The organism is Streptomyces sp. NPDC030245 (assembly GCF_055572995.1).
The window spans coordinates 831,786-845,852 of the sequence record NZ_JBVICF010000001.1 but is presented as its reverse complement, the minus strand read 5'-3'; the positions used below and the strand labels follow the sequence as shown (position 1 = coordinate 845,852).

At 70.3% G+C, this 14,067-nt stretch carries 15 protein-coding genes; 11 read left to right on the top strand and 4 right to left on the bottom strand.

Translation table 11 applies throughout. From position 1 onward, the window contains the following. The first annotated feature begins 123 nt into the window (after positions 1-123). Entirely contained in the window at positions 124-1,086 is a 963-nt protein-coding gene (locus ACZ4Z4_RS03730) for an SRA domain-containing endonuclease (RefSeq protein ID WP_468321592.1), read from the top strand. Positions 1,087-1,119: 33 nt separating this feature from the next. Here ACZ4Z4_RS03730 and ACZ4Z4_RS03725 read toward each other — a convergent pair whose 3' ends face one another. Beyond that, entirely contained in the window at positions 1,120-2,166 is a 1,047-nt protein-coding gene (locus tag ACZ4Z4_RS03725; protein WP_468321589.1) for an SEC-C metal-binding domain-containing protein, read from the bottom strand. A gap of 212 nt (positions 2,167-2,378) precedes the next feature. On the opposite strand from ACZ4Z4_RS03725, the gene ACZ4Z4_RS03720 reads away from it, so the two are divergent. From ACZ4Z4_RS03720 to ACZ4Z4_RS03710, 3 genes are read left to right on the top strand one after another with little or no spacing between them, the layout of a single operon-like run. Then, positions 2,379-3,185 (top strand): class E sortase, encoded by an 807-nt coding sequence (locus tag ACZ4Z4_RS03720; RefSeq protein ID WP_468321586.1) that lies wholly within the window; start codon positions 2,379-2,381, stop codon positions 3,183-3,185. A gap of 11 nt (positions 3,186-3,196) precedes the next feature. Then, the gene (locus ACZ4Z4_RS03715; RefSeq protein WP_468321583.1) at positions 3,197-3,433 is read left to right on the top strand and encodes a DUF3311 domain-containing protein; all 237 of its coding nucleotides are present in this window, start codon (positions 3,197-3,199) and stop codon (positions 3,431-3,433) included. Beyond that, entirely contained in the window at positions 3,430-4,992 is a 1,563-nt protein-coding gene (locus ACZ4Z4_RS03710; protein WP_468321580.1) for a sodium:solute symporter family protein, read from the top strand. The genes ACZ4Z4_RS03715 and ACZ4Z4_RS03710 overlap by 4 nt, the downstream gene beginning before the upstream one ends. Here the strand turns inward: ACZ4Z4_RS03710 and ACZ4Z4_RS03705 are convergent. After that, positions 4,946-6,343: an MFS transporter gene (locus tag ACZ4Z4_RS03705; protein ID WP_468322127.1), complete on the bottom strand. Its 1,398-nt coding sequence runs from the start codon at positions 6,341-6,343 to the stop codon at positions 4,946-4,948. The genes ACZ4Z4_RS03710 and ACZ4Z4_RS03705 overlap by 47 nt on opposite strands. Positions 6,344-6,547: 204 nt before the next feature. On the opposite strand from ACZ4Z4_RS03705, the gene ACZ4Z4_RS03700 reads away from it, so the two are divergent. The 7 genes from ACZ4Z4_RS03700 to ACZ4Z4_RS03670 all read left to right on the top strand — a co-directional run bounded on the left by ACZ4Z4_RS03700 (position 6,548) and on the right by ACZ4Z4_RS03670 (position 12,715). Beyond that, entirely contained in the window at positions 6,548-7,078 is a 531-nt protein-coding gene (locus ACZ4Z4_RS03700; protein WP_468321577.1) for a winged helix-turn-helix transcriptional regulator, read from the top strand. Between the two features lie 67 nt (positions 7,079-7,145). Beyond that, complete coding sequence (locus ACZ4Z4_RS03695) at positions 7,146-7,487, top strand: DUF6412 domain-containing protein (protein ID WP_468322124.1); 342 nt, start codon at positions 7,146-7,148, stop codon at positions 7,485-7,487. Between the two features lie 141 nt (positions 7,488-7,628). Beyond that, complete coding sequence (locus ACZ4Z4_RS03690; protein ID WP_468322122.1) at positions 7,629-8,405, top strand: YidC/Oxa1 family membrane protein insertase; 777 nt, start codon at positions 7,629-7,631, stop codon at positions 8,403-8,405. A 115-nt stretch (positions 8,406-8,520) separates the two neighbouring features. Continuing rightward, the gene (locus ACZ4Z4_RS03685) at positions 8,521-9,378 is read left to right on the top strand and encodes a fumarylacetoacetate hydrolase family protein (protein ID WP_468321574.1); all 858 of its coding nucleotides are present in this window, start codon (positions 8,521-8,523) and stop codon (positions 9,376-9,378) included. Between the two features lie 85 nt (positions 9,379-9,463). Then, the gene (locus ACZ4Z4_RS03680; protein WP_468321571.1) at positions 9,464-10,048 is read left to right on the top strand and encodes a hypothetical protein; all 585 of its coding nucleotides are present in this window, start codon (positions 9,464-9,466) and stop codon (positions 10,046-10,048) included. A gap of 97 nt (positions 10,049-10,145) precedes the next feature. Next, positions 10,146-10,976 carry a serine protease family protein gene (locus tag ACZ4Z4_RS03675; protein WP_468321568.1) on the top strand — a complete coding sequence of 277 codons (831 nt, stop codon included), beginning with the start codon at positions 10,146-10,148 and terminating at the stop codon, positions 10,974-10,976. Positions 10,977-11,020: 44 nt separating this feature from the next. Then, the gene (locus ACZ4Z4_RS03670) at positions 11,021-12,715 is read left to right on the top strand and encodes a hypothetical protein (RefSeq protein ID WP_468321565.1); all 1,695 of its coding nucleotides are present in this window, start codon (positions 11,021-11,023) and stop codon (positions 12,713-12,715) included. Between the two features lie 16 nt (positions 12,716-12,731). On the opposite strand, the gene ACZ4Z4_RS03665 is transcribed toward ACZ4Z4_RS03670, so the two are convergent. Together ACZ4Z4_RS03665 and ACZ4Z4_RS03660 are read right to left on the bottom strand one after the other, a co-directional pair. Continuing rightward, a complete protein-coding gene (locus ACZ4Z4_RS03665) occupies positions 12,732-13,142 on the bottom strand; it encodes a nucleotide triphosphate diphosphatase NUDT15 (protein WP_468321562.1) in 411 nt (136 codons plus the stop codon). A gap of 10 nt (positions 13,143-13,152) precedes the next feature. Next, positions 13,153-14,043 (bottom strand): radical SAM protein, encoded by an 891-nt coding sequence (locus ACZ4Z4_RS03660; protein WP_468321559.1) that lies wholly within the window; start codon positions 14,041-14,043, stop codon positions 13,153-13,155. Positions 14,044-14,067: the final 24 nt, after the last annotated feature.

Genomic DNA, 14,067 nt, shown 5'->3' with positions numbered 1-14,067 from the left:
GCCGAGTTCACGGAGGCGGGTGGGTCGTGCCTTCTGGCTGGTCCCATGAGGAGAGGTGGTCGGTGACGCTGGCTGGCAAGAGTGAGACGGCCCGTTGTCAGTGGTGACTTGTATCGTCCGAACATGACCGAATGGACGATCAATCCTGGTGATGTTGTGACCCGTGCTGACCTTAAGGCGAGGTACGGCGGGGGCATCCAGGGAGGAATCCTCTCCTCTCTGGGCAATGAGCACGTCCGCTTGTTCTCTGACGACAGCAAGGCGGCCGCGAACGGCTACCGGGATGGATGGCTAGCAGAAGAAGACGAGCGGGGAGTGATCTTCGAGTACACGGGTCAAGGGCGACTGGGAAACCAGACTCTCGCCGGCAACAACGGCACCGTGGCCAATCACGTTGGCAAAGGTAAGAGGTTGCATCTCTTTGTTGCCGATGGAAAGAGGGCGGGTAGTGGCGCCGTGTGGCAGCGGTACGTAGGAGAGTTCGCCCTCGATGAGGTCGAGCCCTTCACCTTTCGCAGGGCGAAGGATGCGAAGGGCGTGATGAGGGAGGTGGTTGTCTTCAGGCTGCGCCCGATCGGAGAGTACGAGCAGCGGAACGAGGACCGCATAGGTCCGTCGCCCAAGACGGACGTGGAACGCTTCGTCGCCTCACAAACGGAGAGTTCCCTCGCGGCGACGGAGAAGCATGAGAGCACGGAGGGTGACCGCGCGGCCTCCCCGGCCGGAGTGGCTGTGCGTCGGGAATCCGACCTACGCACGGCATATGAGTCGTTCCTCGTCGCTCAGAACCACCGCGTTTTTCGGCATCGAATACGCATTAAGGGGTACTCCGCGACCTTTTGGACAGATCTCTACGACAGCACTGAAAACGTCCTGTATGAGGCCAAGGGGTCGTCGACACGCAAGGCAATAAGAGAAGCAATTGGTCAGCTGCTCGACTATCGCCGACACATAGAGGAGAGCGACGCGAAGCTTGCTGTTCTGCTCCCTGAGGCCCCTAGTAGCGACCTCAGGGATCTCCTTGCCTCAGTGCAGATCTCGCTGGCTTATCGGGAAGATGACCAGTTCATTCGCGAGATGTTCTAGGCCTGAGTCAAGTCCCCGGGCACGCGGGCGTCATTAGGCCATGCCCGCCGTGTCCCCGTGGCATGACGAGTAGGTCTGCCCCGACCCACACCAACAATCCCCATCCCGCTCCGGTGGCCAAGACACCGCCCGCCCCCGGGCCGCCAGTGTCGTCGCGTACTGGGGGAGGAGTGATGAGTCCTCCGGGGAGGAGGCTTCCGATGCGGCGAAGGCCTCGTAGGACGGGACCGTGCCCGTGACGATGCCCAGGTTGGGGGTGCCCGAGGAGGAGAGTTCGCGGAGGGAGGACTCTATGGTCGACAGGTGGGCCTCGTGGGACGGGTACTCCGAGGTCAGGGACGGGTACGCCGTCAGGAGTTCTGTCAGTTCGTCGGCCGGCCAGTGCAGGATCGCCACCGGGAACGGGCGGGACAGCGCCTCCCGGTACGAGCCCAACTCCGCCTGGATGCGGGCGATCTCCGCCCGCAGTTCCGCCGGGTTCTCCGAGCCGAGCGACCACACCCGCTTCGGGTCGTGCAGTTCGTCCAGCGGGATCGGAGAGGAGGAGACCCGATCCGCCAGGGCGTCCCAGTCGTCGTGGTCCGCTCCCAGGAGGCGGCGTACGCGGTGGCGGCCGAAGAGGAGGGGGTGCGTCGCGTACGGGGGGTCCGTCGTGGTGGCGGGGATCAGGAGGGACGCCGCCTCTGTGAAGGTCGCCTGCGCCTGTTCCAGTTCGTCGTGTGCTTCGAGTGATTCCGCCACGATCACCCAGGGTGCGGGGTCCCGGGGCGACGCCGCGCGGACTCCGTCGATGATCGCGCGCGCCTCGGCCTCGTGGCCGTACTCCCAGAGGTTCGAGGCCTTCAGCGCGCGGATCAGGAGCGGCGCCGACGGGGGGTGCGGCGCGGACGGTGACAGCAGGCGGTCGTAGAGCGTCGTCGCGCGGTCGCGGGCGCCGGCCAGTTCGAGGTGGGCCGCGGCCTGGAGGAGGAGCTGTTCGGCGTCCTCCGGGTAGAGGTCGGCCGTGCGTTCCAGGCGCGCGGCTTCGGCGATGTGGTCGACGTCGACGTGGTCGGCGGCAGCAGGCTTCTCGGGGCGCATACGGGACACCGTACTGCCGAGTGCGCCTTCCGCAGGAGGGCCGGGGCGGCGTCGGTGTGCGGTGGGGGGTGGGTGCGAGGGCTGTCCCGTTCGGGTCGGTACGGGGTGGGTGCGGGGGTGCTGTCGTTCGGGCATGGATTGTTGTCGGTGCAGCGCCTATCCTCCGGGCCGCCGGAGGCTCGTCGGGTGGAGGAGGCGTTGTGCGGGGTCGCGTGCCCGTCGTTCAGCAGGGGCGCCGCCCGCGCCGCCCCCTCGGCGTACGCCTGCTGTGGAACGGTGCCGAGGTCGCCGTCACCCTCGGGCTCGTTCTGCTGCTTCTCGTCGCCCATCAGCTCTGGTGGACCAACCGGCAGGCCCGCGCCGCCGCCGAGCGGAAGGTCGAGGCCCTGGAGAGGGAGTGGGACAGGGAGTGGGGCGAGTCTGCGGGTGGGGAGGCCGGTCCGGGTGCGTACGAGTGGCCTTCCGGGGACCCTCCCCGGGGCTCTTCGGGCCGCGGTGAGCGGTCGCCGCGCGACGGGCGCCCACCCACGGGGGACGCCGGGGTGCCGGGCGCGCCCCGACCCCGCTGGGACCAGGCCTACGCCGTCCTCCGCATCCCCCGCATCGGCATCCGCGTCCCCGTCGGCGAGGGCGTGAGCAAGAGGGGCGTGCTCGACAAGGGGTACGTCGGGCACTATCCCCGTACCGCCCAGCCCGGCCAGGGCGGCAACTTCGCCCTCGCCGGGCACCGCAACACCCACGGTGAGCCGTTCCGGTACATCAACCGGCTGCGGCGCGGGGACGAGATCCAGGTCGCCACCGCGGACGCCCTCTACACGTACGTCGTCGACAAGACCCTGCCGCAGACCTCCGCCCGCGACAGTGGCGTGATCCGGGACGTGCCTCGCAGTGATGTGCGCGAGGGGTACGGCTATCTCGATGCCGGGTACTACATCACGCTCACCACCTGCACCCCCGAGTACACCTCCAAGTACCGGCTCGTCGTGTGGGGCAAGCTGCGGTCCATGCGGCCCAGATAGGGTCGACTCCCGTGATCGCTCGCCGCCCCCACCTGGCTCGCCCCCACCTGGCTCGCCCCCACCTCCTCTGGCTCCTCGGCCCCTTCGTGCTGTATCTCGGCGTGCTGCCGCTCGCCAACCGCGTGCGGCCCGTCGTCCTCGGGCTGCCTTTTCTCTTCTTCTGGCTGCTGTGCGCGACCGTGCTCACGCCCCTCTGCGTGTGGCTGGCCCACCGCGGGGACCGGAAGCGGAGGGGCGGTCGGGCATGAGTGACGGAGCCGTCGCCACCACCGTCTTCGCCGTCTTCATGGCCGGCACCGTCGCCCTCGGCCTCGCCGCCGTCCGCGGGCGCGGCAAGCAGGGCGGGATCGCCGAGTGGTCCGTGGGCGGGCGCAGTCTCGGGGCCGTCTTCATCTGGGTGCTGATGGCGGGGGAGGGGTACACCAGCTTCAGCTATCTGGGGGCCGCCGGGTGGGGGTACAACTACGGCGCCCCCGTGCTGTACGTCGTCGCCTACATGTCCTGCGGGTACGCCGTCGGATACGTCGTCGGGCCCATGCTCTGGGCCTACGCCCGCCGGCACGGGCTCGTCGGCATCTCCGACATGGTCGCCCACCGGTACGGGCGGCCCTGGCTCGGTGCCGGTGTCGCGCTGCTCGTCACCGTCTTCCTGCTGCCCTACATCCAGTTGCAGATCACCGGCATGGGCGTCGTCGTGTCGACGATCTCGTACGGTGCCATCAGCCTCAACTGGGCGTACTTCATCGGCTTCGCCGTCACGACCGGGTTCGTCGTCGTGAGCGGTCTGCGCGGCAGCGCGTGGGTGTCCGTCCTCAAGGACGTGCTGGTCGTCGGGACGCTCGCCTTCCTCGCCGTCTATGTGCCCCAGCATTACTTCGACGGGTACGGGGCGTTCCTCGACCGGATCGTCGAGGAGAAGAGCGCCTGGCTCACGCTGCCGGGGAGCGGGGGGAGCCGGTACGGGGAAGCGTGGTTCGCGACGACCTCGCTCCTCAACGCGCTCACCGTCGTCATCTTCCCCACCACCGTCGCCGGGTATCTGGGTGCCCGCAGCGCGGACGGGCTGCGGCGCAACGCCATCTGGCTGCCCGCCTACAACGTCCTGCTCTTCGTGCCCATGCTGCTCGGCATGGCCGCGCTCTTCGTCGTGCCGGGGCTCGTCGGCGCCGAGTCCAACCTCGCGCTCTTCAGGCTCGTCGTCGACTCGCTGCCCGCGTGGGCCGTCGGCGTCATCGGGGTCGCCGCCGCGCTCTCCTCCATCGTGCCCATGGCCGTGTTCATGCTGGTCATCGGGACGATGTGGGGCAGCAGCGTGCTGTCGCTGCTGCCCCGTTGGCGTACCCCGCAGCGGCAGAAGCTCGCCTCGCAGGGCGTGGTCGTCGTGGCCGGCGCGCTCGCCCTCGCCCTGACCTATGGGGCGCCCAACACCCTCGTACGGCTGTCTCTCATCTCTTACGAGGGGATGGCGCAACTGGTGCCGATGTTGCTCCTGGGGCTCGTGTGGCGGAAGTTGAGCCTGGCGGGTGCGTTGAGCGGGCTCGCGGTGGGCGTCGCGATCGTGTGCGCCCTTGTCTTCACCGAGCACGATCCCGTCTTCGGGGTCAACGCCGGGATCGTCGCGCTCGCCGTGAATCTCGTCGTCGCGCTCGTGGTGTCGTACGTCGGTCCTGCCGATCGGGAGGACGGGCGGCCGGACGAAGACGTCCTCGCGAGTGATCCGCTGGAGGACCTGGAGGGTCTGGAGGATCTGGAGGACGAGGTCAGGACCCGTCCCGGCCTCCGCGCTCCTTCAGCAGGAGAACGCTGACCGCCGCCAGCAGCGCGAACCCCGCCGACACCGCCATCGCCACATCCGTGCCGCGCCCCAGGTCGCCCGACGACGTGGACACCGCGATCATCAGCGCGACGCCCGCCGCCGAACCGATGTAGCGCGCCGTGTTGTTGGCGCCCGAGCCCATCGCGGCGCGCTCCGCGGGCACGGACTCGACCGCGAGCAGGGGCAGCGCCGCGTTCAGCAGGCCGCTGCCCGCGCCGGAGAGGACGAGGCCGGGCAGGAGCCGGGGCCAGGAGCCCGCGGAGACCGCGCCCAGCATCGTCAGGGCGGCGACGGCGTGCAGGGCGAAGCCGACGACCAGTTGGTGGCGGGCCGAGACCCGGCCGACCAGGCGCCTGGCCTGGAGGGCCACGAGGAACGAGACGCCGGACCAGAGGAAGATCAGCCAGGCGGCGTTCATCGCGGACGTGCCGAGCGTGTGCTGGAGCAGCGTCGGCAGGCAGCTGAGCAGCGCGATCACGGAGAACCCGGTGAACAGCGCGCCCGACGTGGCCGCGAGGAACGGCGGGCGGCGCAGCAGCCCAAGGTCGAGCATCGGCGCCGCGGTGCGCCGCTCCACCACGACGAACGCCGCCGTGAGGACCACGGCCGCGGCGAGCAGCGCGCCGACCGGCAGCCGCAGCCAGCCGTCGCGGCCGAGGGTGAGCGCGGCGACCAGCGCGACCAGCGCGAGGCCGAGGGTGAGCGCGCCCGCCAGGTCGGGGCGGCCCGCGCGCGGTGCGCGGGACTCCGTCAACGTACGCGGGACGAAGGCGGCCACGACGAGGGCTGCCAGGCCCATGACGGCGTACGCCCATCGCCAGTCGAACGTCGCGATGCCGCCCGCGACGAGCGGGCCGACGGCGATGCCCGCGCTGACGCACGCGCCCCAGACGCCGGTCGCCCGCACCCGGCCCGCGCCCGGCGGGAAGGCCTGGACGAGCAGGCCGAGGCTGGTCGCGAGGATCGCCGCGCTCGCGGCGCCCTGCGCGACGCGGGCCAGCGTGAACAGCCAGGTGGAGGTGGCGAGGGCGCCGAGGGCCGTGGTGATGCCGAGCGCGACCGTGCCGCCGAGGAAGATCCGCCGGCGGCCGTGGTCGTCGGCGAGGCTCCCGGCGACCAGGAGGAACGCGGCGAGCCCGAGCGGGGTGCCGTTGAGCAGCCAGGCCTGGGCGGAGAGCGAGGTGCCGAGCGAGGCCGCGGTGTCGGGGAGGATCACCGCGGGGGCGGTGTAGGTCATCAGGGCGACGGCTGTGGCGGAGCTGGTGACGGCGAGGGTGGCGGTGGGGCGGTGCGTGCCGCCTGCGTCGCCCGGCCGGCTCGTTGCCGGCGGTTGGCCCGCCAGGCCCGTTTGGTCCGCGTCGCATACTTCGTGTACCTCGCGTATCTCACGTACTTCACGTACTTCACGTACTTCACGCACTTCTCGGGCTCCTCCTGGCGTCCCGTCTCCCAGGTTCAGTGAATGAACCTGGCCGGTCGAACGGCACCGTAGCAGCACGAGTTCAGTCATTGAACCTGTGTGGCGGGAACCGGCTACGCTGAACCCATGGCTCTCGGCAAGGACTACGTCTCCCAGCAGTGCTCGGTCGCTCGCGCGCTGGAGATCGTCGGGGAGCGCTGGACCCTGCTCGTCGTCCGCGACGCGATCTACGGAGTGCGGCGCTACAACGACTTCCTCGTCCACCTCGGCATCCCGCGCGCGGTGCTCGCCCAGCGCCTCCAGACGCTCGTCGGCGCGGGTGTCCTGGAGAAGCGGGCCTGCGCGAACGCTCCCTCGCGGCAGGAGTACGTCATCACCGACCGGGGCCTCCAGCTCTGGTCGACCCTCTGCGTGCTCGGCGCCTGGGGGCGCGACAACTTCACCGAAAGCGCCCCGCACCGCATCTTCCGCCATGCCGCGTGCGGTACGGAGCTGGGGGCCGTCGGCGACTGCCCGGCCTGTGGGGGGCTCGTGCCGCCCGCCGACGTCGAGATGCTGCCCGGCCCCGGACTCGATCCGGACCCGAAGGATCCGGTCAGCCGCGCGCTGGCCCGGCCCCGCCGGCTCCTCCAGCCGGTCGAAGTCGATCCTGTATAACGGCAGTAGTCAGTAGTACGACAAGAGTGCGAGAGTGCAGAGTGCGAGTACGGAGAGGGGGATGGCGATGCGTGACGTGATCCGCGGTCGGAAGAACTGCTGGCGCGCCTGCAAGACCGCCGCCCGCCCCGCCCTGCTCCTCCTCTTCCTCCTCGTCGAAGTCGTCCTCGTCGACACCGGAAGCCTCGCCTCCGCCGTCGCGCTCGCCGCGACCGCCGCCGCGGGCTCCGCGCTCGCCGTCTGCTCCGTGATCGCCGCGCGCTGCGCGCCCGCCGTGCCCCGCACCAGAGTGCGCACGGCCATCCGCGACCGCGAGCTGCGCACCGCCTTCCTGCCGCAACGCGACCCCGACGCCAGGGGCCGCAGGCGCCCCCGAGCACCCGGCCGTCCCGTCCTGACGGCCGCGTAGGGGACCACACTCGACCTTCGGAGCGTCCCCTCGCGGGTCGTCATGCCGACGCGACGGCAGCCCTCGCTGACCGTCGTCCTCTCTTCCGGCACGACGAGACCCACGGAGGGCTCCTCCATGTCCGATCTCCTGTCCGATCCCCTGTCCGCGTTCATGTCCCTGTTCGCCGAGTCGGTCGAGCGCATCGCCGACCTGCTCGACCCGTTCTTCCACGGCTCGGCGACCGCTGCCGCGATCGTCCTGTTCACCGCCTGCGTACGACTTCTCGTCCACCCCCTGTCGCGCGCCGCGGCCCGCGGGCAGAAGGCGCGCGCCAAGCTGTCGCCGCAGATCGCGGAGTTGCGCAAGAAGCACGCCAAGAACCCCGAGAAGCTTCAGAAGGCCGTCCTGGAGCTCCACCGGAAGGAGCAGGTGTCGCCACTCTCCGGCTGCCTGCCGAGCCTCTTCCAGCTGCCGGCCTTCTTCCTCCTCTACCACCTCTTCTCCAGTTCCAGCATCGGCGGCGAGGCGAACGCGCTGCTCGGCCACACCCTCGCCGCCGCGCCGCTCGGCGGCCGGTGGACGGACGCGCTCGCCGACGGCGGGGCCTTCGGGGCGCGGGGTCTGGTCTACGTGGCGCTGTTCGCGGTCGTCGCCGCCGTCGCCACCTTCAACTACCGGCGCGCCAAGGCGCAGCTGGCGGCCAACCCGCTGCCGCAGGGCCGGGCCGGGGAGCAGCAGGTGCCCGGCATGGGGGCGATGGGGGCGGTCAGCAAGGCGATGCCGCTGATGTCGTTCATGACTCTGTTCACGGTGGCCGTGGTGCCGCTGGCCGCCGCGCTGTATGTGGTGACCAGTACGACGTGGAGCGCGGTCGAGCGGGCGGTGCTGTACCGGGACATGCCGGGCGGGGCGGGGGCGTTGGCTACCGCCGGGTAACGGTCCAGTACGTGAACCGGGTATTGCATACGGCACAGGGACCTTGGACGATCGACCAATCCTCCGATGGCCGCACCCCATCGGCCGGGCCACGCTCGACCAAGGGAGACTGACCATGAAACTGCTGCGAGTCGGTACGGCGGGGGCGGAGCGCCCCGCGCTGCTGGACGCCGACGGGACCCTCCGGGACCTGTCGGGGGTAGTCGCCGACCTCGACGGCACCGTGCTCGCCGACGCGGCGGCGCTCGACCGGATCAGGGCCGCCGCCGACGCGGGCGACCTGCCCGTGCTCGCGGCCGAGGGGCTGCGCGTCGGGCCGCCCGTGGCGCGGATCGGCAAGGTCGTGTGCATCGGCCTCAACTACCACGACCACGCCCGCGAGACCGGCGCCGAGCCGCCGGCCGAGCCCGTCGTCTTCTTCAAGGCGGCCGACACGGTCGTCGGCCCGGACGACACCGTCCTGGTGCCGCGCCGCTCGGTCAAGACGGACTGGGAGGTCGAGCTCGCCGTGGTCATCGGGCGTACGGCGCGCTATCTGGAGTCGCACGAGGAGGCACTGGCGCACGTCGCGGGATACGCGGTGGCGCACGACGTCTCGGAGCGGGAGTTCCAGATCGAGCGCGGCGGCACCTGGGACAAGGGCAAGAACTGCGAGACGTTCAACCCGCTGGGCCCCTGGCTGGTCACCGCCGACGAAGTACCGGACCCGCAGGCCCTCTCCCTGAAGCTGTGGGTCAACGGCGAACTGAAGCAGGACGGCACGACCGCCGACCAGATCTTCCCGGTCGCCGAAGTGGTGCGGTACGTGAGCCAGTTCATGACGCTGTACCCGGGCGACGTCATCAACACGGGTACGCCCGCCGGGGTCGCGATGGGGCAGCCCGAGCCGAAGCCGTACCTGCGGGCCGGTGATGTGGTGGAGCTGGAGATCGAGGGGCTTGGGCGGCAGCGGCAGGAGTTGAAGGACGCGTAGCCCGTCCGGAACGCGCAGCCCCCCGCCCGCACGCAGGGCCGGCGTTCCCGGTTCGCCGGGGGCGCCGGCGCGCCATGATGACGCCATGGGACTGACTCCGGCCGAAGCGGCGCTCACCGGCACGGCGTTCGGTGCCCTCGCCACGTTCTCCAGCGCGTGGCTCATTCAGCGGGCCACGAGCAGACGCGAACGCGAGAACCGCGTATGGGACCGGCGGATGGCCGTCTACGACGAAGTGATGATCGTCGTCCGGCGGATGGCGGACCTCAGGGAGGCCGTCCGCCGGACCGGCACCTTCCCCGAACGGCGGGCCGGCGAGACGACCCCCGCCGACGACATGTCCCCGCTCCTCGCCCGCCTGGAGATCTACGGCAGCGACGAGCTGCTCGCCGCCTGCAAGCACGCCTTCGCCGCCCGCAGACGATGGAAACTCGCCTGGGGAAAATGGCACACCCAGCGCGAGAACAATCCCCGGATCAGCGACAACGACGAATTCTGGGTCGAGTTCAAGAAGGCCGTGAAGAAGTCGAGGAAAGCCGACCGCAGGGTGCTTTCGCTGCTGCGCGCGGAGGTCCATCCCGAAAAAATCTCCATGAGGCGGAAGGTGCTGATGCGGCTGCGGCGTTTCAGGCTGCCGAGGCCATTGAGGAGACGTGCGATCGACCCCTGACCGAACTCCTGCCGCGGCAACCGATTCTGGCTACCATGACGTCTTCCAGGCGAAAGCGGGGGTTCGCTCAGGGGTCCGGACGGGGGGCTGGTCCGCGGTGTACGACGAGCACTTCATCGAGATCTTCCGGAGCGGCTGCCGGCAGGGCGGCGAATGCCGGCGGGGGGACGACTGCCGGCGGGACGAAGGGCTCGGGCAGGACGAGAGCTGCCGCCGGGGCTCGGGCGTGCGGCTCACCCGCGAGTTCGCCCTCACCGCCGCGCACTGCCTCAAGGCCCGCGAGCTCAAGGGCCTCGACCCCGTCATGCTCAGGCTCTCCGACGGCAAGCAGGTCACGGGCGGGGTGCTCGACTACGACCGGCGCTCCGACCTCGCCCTGCTCAACCTCAGCTTCGCCGAGGGCGAGGACGTCCAGCTGCCGGGGGTTTGCTTCGACGACGCCCGCCGCGACGAACCGTGGAAGGCGACCCACCAGCCACCGGAGACCGAGGACGTGCTGACCGGCACCGTGGCCGACGCCTCCTACGAGTACGGCGAGCCCCAGAAGGGCGTGAAGATCTGCGCCCTGCGGCTCAACTGCCACGTCAGCCTCGACGACTACGGCTTGTACGCGGGCAGCCCGGTGGAGCGCGGCGACCCCTACCGGCCGACGGCGGTCCTCGGCCTCATCGTCGAGCGGCGCGCGGCGGCCGGCACGGCGGGCGACACGGTCTACGCAGGCACGATCCGCGAAGCCGTCCGGCAGTTCGACCGCTTCCGGTTCCGCATCGAGGACCTGGCGAGGGACCAGTGGCCCCTGGCCGTCCGGCTCTACTCGGTGGAGGCGACCGAGACGGAGCGGAAGCTCCGGGTCAGTGCCGCCGTGGCCGAGGCACTCAAGAAGGCGGGCCACGACTCCGTGGTGGCCGTGCACTGGATACGCCGCTGACCCAGCACACCGGCACGTGGGCCGGCGACATCCCGGGAGGGACCATGACGACCACGCGGTACCTCGACGACGCCATAGCCGTCGCCGAAGAGATGCTCCTGGCGCCCGCCGGGCCGCGCCGACAGGACAAGGGCCGCCTGGCCGCCTACGTGAAGCACGTCCGCAGGCCCGACCCCGCCGACAAGTCCCAGCGGTTACGGGCGGGACAGCTCATCCACCTGGCGAAGCTGCTGAGCGCCCTCGGCATGAAGACCCTCTCCCTGTCCGTGGCCGACATGACGCTGCGGCACATGGAGATCGTGGAGGCGGACCGCGAGGTGTACGCGGCGTCCGTCTGGAACGAGCTGGGCTCGCTGCTCGCCGAGCACGGCGAACTGGAGAGGGCGCGGCTCGTCCTGGGCCGCGCCCTGAGCAGGGCCGAGCGGGGCAGCCGGGTGCCCGAGCGGGGCCGCATCCTCGCCAACCTGGGCGCCGTCAGCCTGCGCAGGGGCGACCTCGGGGACGCCGACTTCTGGGCCGGCAAGGCGCTGGAGGAGATGGACACGCGGCCGGGCGACGACCCCGACGCGCGGCTCACCGCGGATCTGGTGCGGCTCGAAGTCGCCAGGGCGGACAAGGACATCGACCGGATCAACGACACCCTGGAGAAGTTCGACAGGTCCGCGGAGCACTCCATCGCCCTCAAGGGCGGCGACCACCCCGCCGCGATCGCCGCCCGGCGCGCCCTCGCCACGGCGACGTTCGAGGCGGCCGCGGCCGGACACGACGTGCGGCTCAGCGAGCGGCAGCTGAGCGAGCTGGAGATCGTGAAGCTGAACGCCTCGGCGTTCCTGGGGGCGACCCACCGCGAGACCATCGTGGCCCAGGCGGCGCTGGCCGTCGCGGAGTTCGAGGCGGCGAGCGGCGGCTCGGGGAGCCTGCTGCGCCGGCGGCGGGCCGTGGTGCTCCTGGAGAGCGCCGAGGAGATGGCCGTGGAGGCGATGGGCCGGGAGCACGCGCAGACCCTCGCGATACGGGAGGCGCTCGCGCACCTGCGGGCGGCGACGGTGCAGGCGGACGATCTGCCGTACCGGATCGACCGCACGTACACACCGCAGGAGAACGACGTACGCAACACCGCGAAGCAGAAAGCGATCGACGCGGAGCGGAACGTGATCCGGCTGACCGCGCACGCGGGCGCGTCCTATTTCCTCGCCGACCTGGACATCTTCTACTGGCAGATCCACCGCGCCCTGGAGCGCGGCACCTATTTCCACGTGATTCTGAGCAGTCCTTGGAACAATCTCGCGATCTTCATGCAGCACGGCGCGGACTCGGAGCCGGTGAGCCATCAGAACATCGTGGACCGGGTGCGGGCGAGCACGTATTACCAGGAGACGTTCCTGCCGGTCATCGCCTCTTATCAGGATCTGCGCGAGCGATTCCCCGACCACATCGAACTGAAGCTGACGCCCACCGACATATCCGGGTCGACGCTGCTCACGTCGGAGGCGGGATTCTTCGAGCCGTACATCACGATGAATCCACTTCAGCGCACCCGCAGGGGCCTGAGCGTCTTCGAGCACCAGTTCCTGAAGGACAGCAAGTATTACGAGGACAGCCTGGCGGCGTTCCGCACGCAGTGGGAACTGACCAGCACGTGGGAGCAGTTCGGCATGCACGAGGAGAGGCACAAGGAGAGGCTGCGGGCGCTGATGACGACGCAGTCCGACGACCGCTGGAGCAAGAGCCAGGAATAGGGATGCCCCCGGCAGGTCAGGGGCAGTGCACTGCGCCGTCCCTGATGCTTCTCAGGACACCCGCCGAGCCCACGAAGAGCGCTTCGGGCAGCGCGTCCAGGGGCCAGAACTGCCAGCGCAGACAGCGGTCCGGTTCGCGTACGAGGATGTCGCCGGTGTAGTCGACGACCTCGACGCCGACCTGCATGTGGTGGTTGGCCGCCGGGTCCGGGTCGGTCACGCAGGCGACCCGCAGGTCCAGGGCGTGGATGCCGGTCTCCTCCGCGAGCTCCCTGCGGGCGGCCTCCGTCAGGGACTCGCCGACCTCCAGGTGACCGCCGGGCAGGCCCCAGGTGCCCGCGCCGAAACAGTTGGCCCGCAGGCCGAGCAGGACGTCACCGCCGAGGCGGACGATCGCCTGGACACCTACGCGTACGTGCGCTGTCATCGGGAGCTCCTCACAGGGCCGGGGGGCCGTCCGGGTCCGGATAGGTGCCGGCGAAGTTCTCGACGTTCCTGGCAGGGGTGATCAGCTCGGCCGGCCGGAGCGTACGGTCCGCGAGCTTCTCGAAGAGATTCCCCATCCTCCGTTCCTCACCCTCGTCGACGACGACGATCTCGCAGTCCGGATCGATGAAGAAGTAGCTGCCGGCGCGGGTCGAGTTGCGGTACACCCGCAAGGCCACGCCGTGCCGCCGTGCGGCCTCCTCGCACTCCGCCACGACGTCCTCGAACTCCGCGTCGCCGATGGAGAGCCAGTCGCGGTTGTCCGCGCCGTAGTTGGTCTCGGACATCTGGTAGACCTTCCACACGTCGGGCAGGGAGGCCTCGTCCTCGATCAGGTCCAGGACGTGCGGCGCGCCCCGCACGTTGAGGCGCGTGACGACCGTGCCCAGCTTCACCCGGACGTGCCCGTGGTTCTTGCGCACTTCCTTCAGCAGGCCGAGCACCCTCTCGCGGTGCGGCGCCGGACCGCCGGTGCGCAGCAGCCCGTGCTCCGCCGCGTCCTTGGACTCCAGCGGCAGGGCGAGCCACGAGAGGTGGGGGAGGAGGCGCTGCATGGACTTCAGGGGGGCCAGGCCGTTGGTGCTGAGGACGACACGCGGCGGCGGCCCGGACGGCAGCGGCCGGCTCAACTCCTCGGTCAGCTCGGGGAGGTAGGGCAGCAGAGTCGGTTCTCCACCGGAGATGACGACGCCTCGCACGCCGGAGTCCCGCAGGACGGAAGCGATCCGCAGAGCCGTGTCCCGGGGCATCGAGGGGACCTCGTGGCGGGGGCCGAAGCAGAAGGGACAGCTGAGGTTGCAACGCCCGATGGGACGCAGGTCTACAAACGCGGGCAGTTGCATGGACGGACACTATGGGGTCCGTGG

Excerpts from the sequence above, each read along its gene's own strand:
- ACZ4Z4_RS03685 (WP_468321574.1), top strand. The coding sequence starts at position 8,521 with ATGAAACTGCTGCGAGTCGGTACGGCGGGGGCGGAGCGCCCCGCGCTG.
- ACZ4Z4_RS03725 (WP_468321589.1), bottom strand. The coding sequence starts at position 2,166 with ATGCGCCCCGAGAAGCCTGCTGCCGCCGACCACGTCGACGTCGACCAC.
- ACZ4Z4_RS03665 (WP_468321562.1), bottom strand. The coding sequence starts at position 13,142 with ATGACAGCGCACGTACGCGTAGGTGTCCAGGCGATCGTCCGCCTCGGC.
- ACZ4Z4_RS03700 (WP_468321577.1), top strand. The coding sequence starts at position 6,548 with ATGGCTCTCGGCAAGGACTACGTCTCCCAGCAGTGCTCGGTCGCTCGC.
- ACZ4Z4_RS03680 (WP_468321571.1), top strand. The coding sequence starts at position 9,464 with ATGGGACTGACTCCGGCCGAAGCGGCGCTCACCGGCACGGCGTTCGGT.
- ACZ4Z4_RS03695 (WP_468322124.1), top strand. The coding sequence starts at position 7,146 with ATGCGTGACGTGATCCGCGGTCGGAAGAACTGCTGGCGCGCCTGCAAG.
- ACZ4Z4_RS03730 (WP_468321592.1), top strand. The coding sequence starts at position 124 with ATGACCGAATGGACGATCAATCCTGGTGATGTTGTGACCCGTGCTGAC.
- ACZ4Z4_RS03710 (WP_468321580.1), top strand. The coding sequence starts at position 3,430 with ATGAGTGACGGAGCCGTCGCCACCACCGTCTTCGCCGTCTTCATGGCC.
- ACZ4Z4_RS03660 (WP_468321559.1), bottom strand. The coding sequence starts at position 14,043 with ATGCAACTGCCCGCGTTTGTAGACCTGCGTCCCATCGGGCGTTGCAAC.
- ACZ4Z4_RS03670 (WP_468321565.1), top strand. The coding sequence starts at position 11,021 with ATGACGACCACGCGGTACCTCGACGACGCCATAGCCGTCGCCGAAGAG.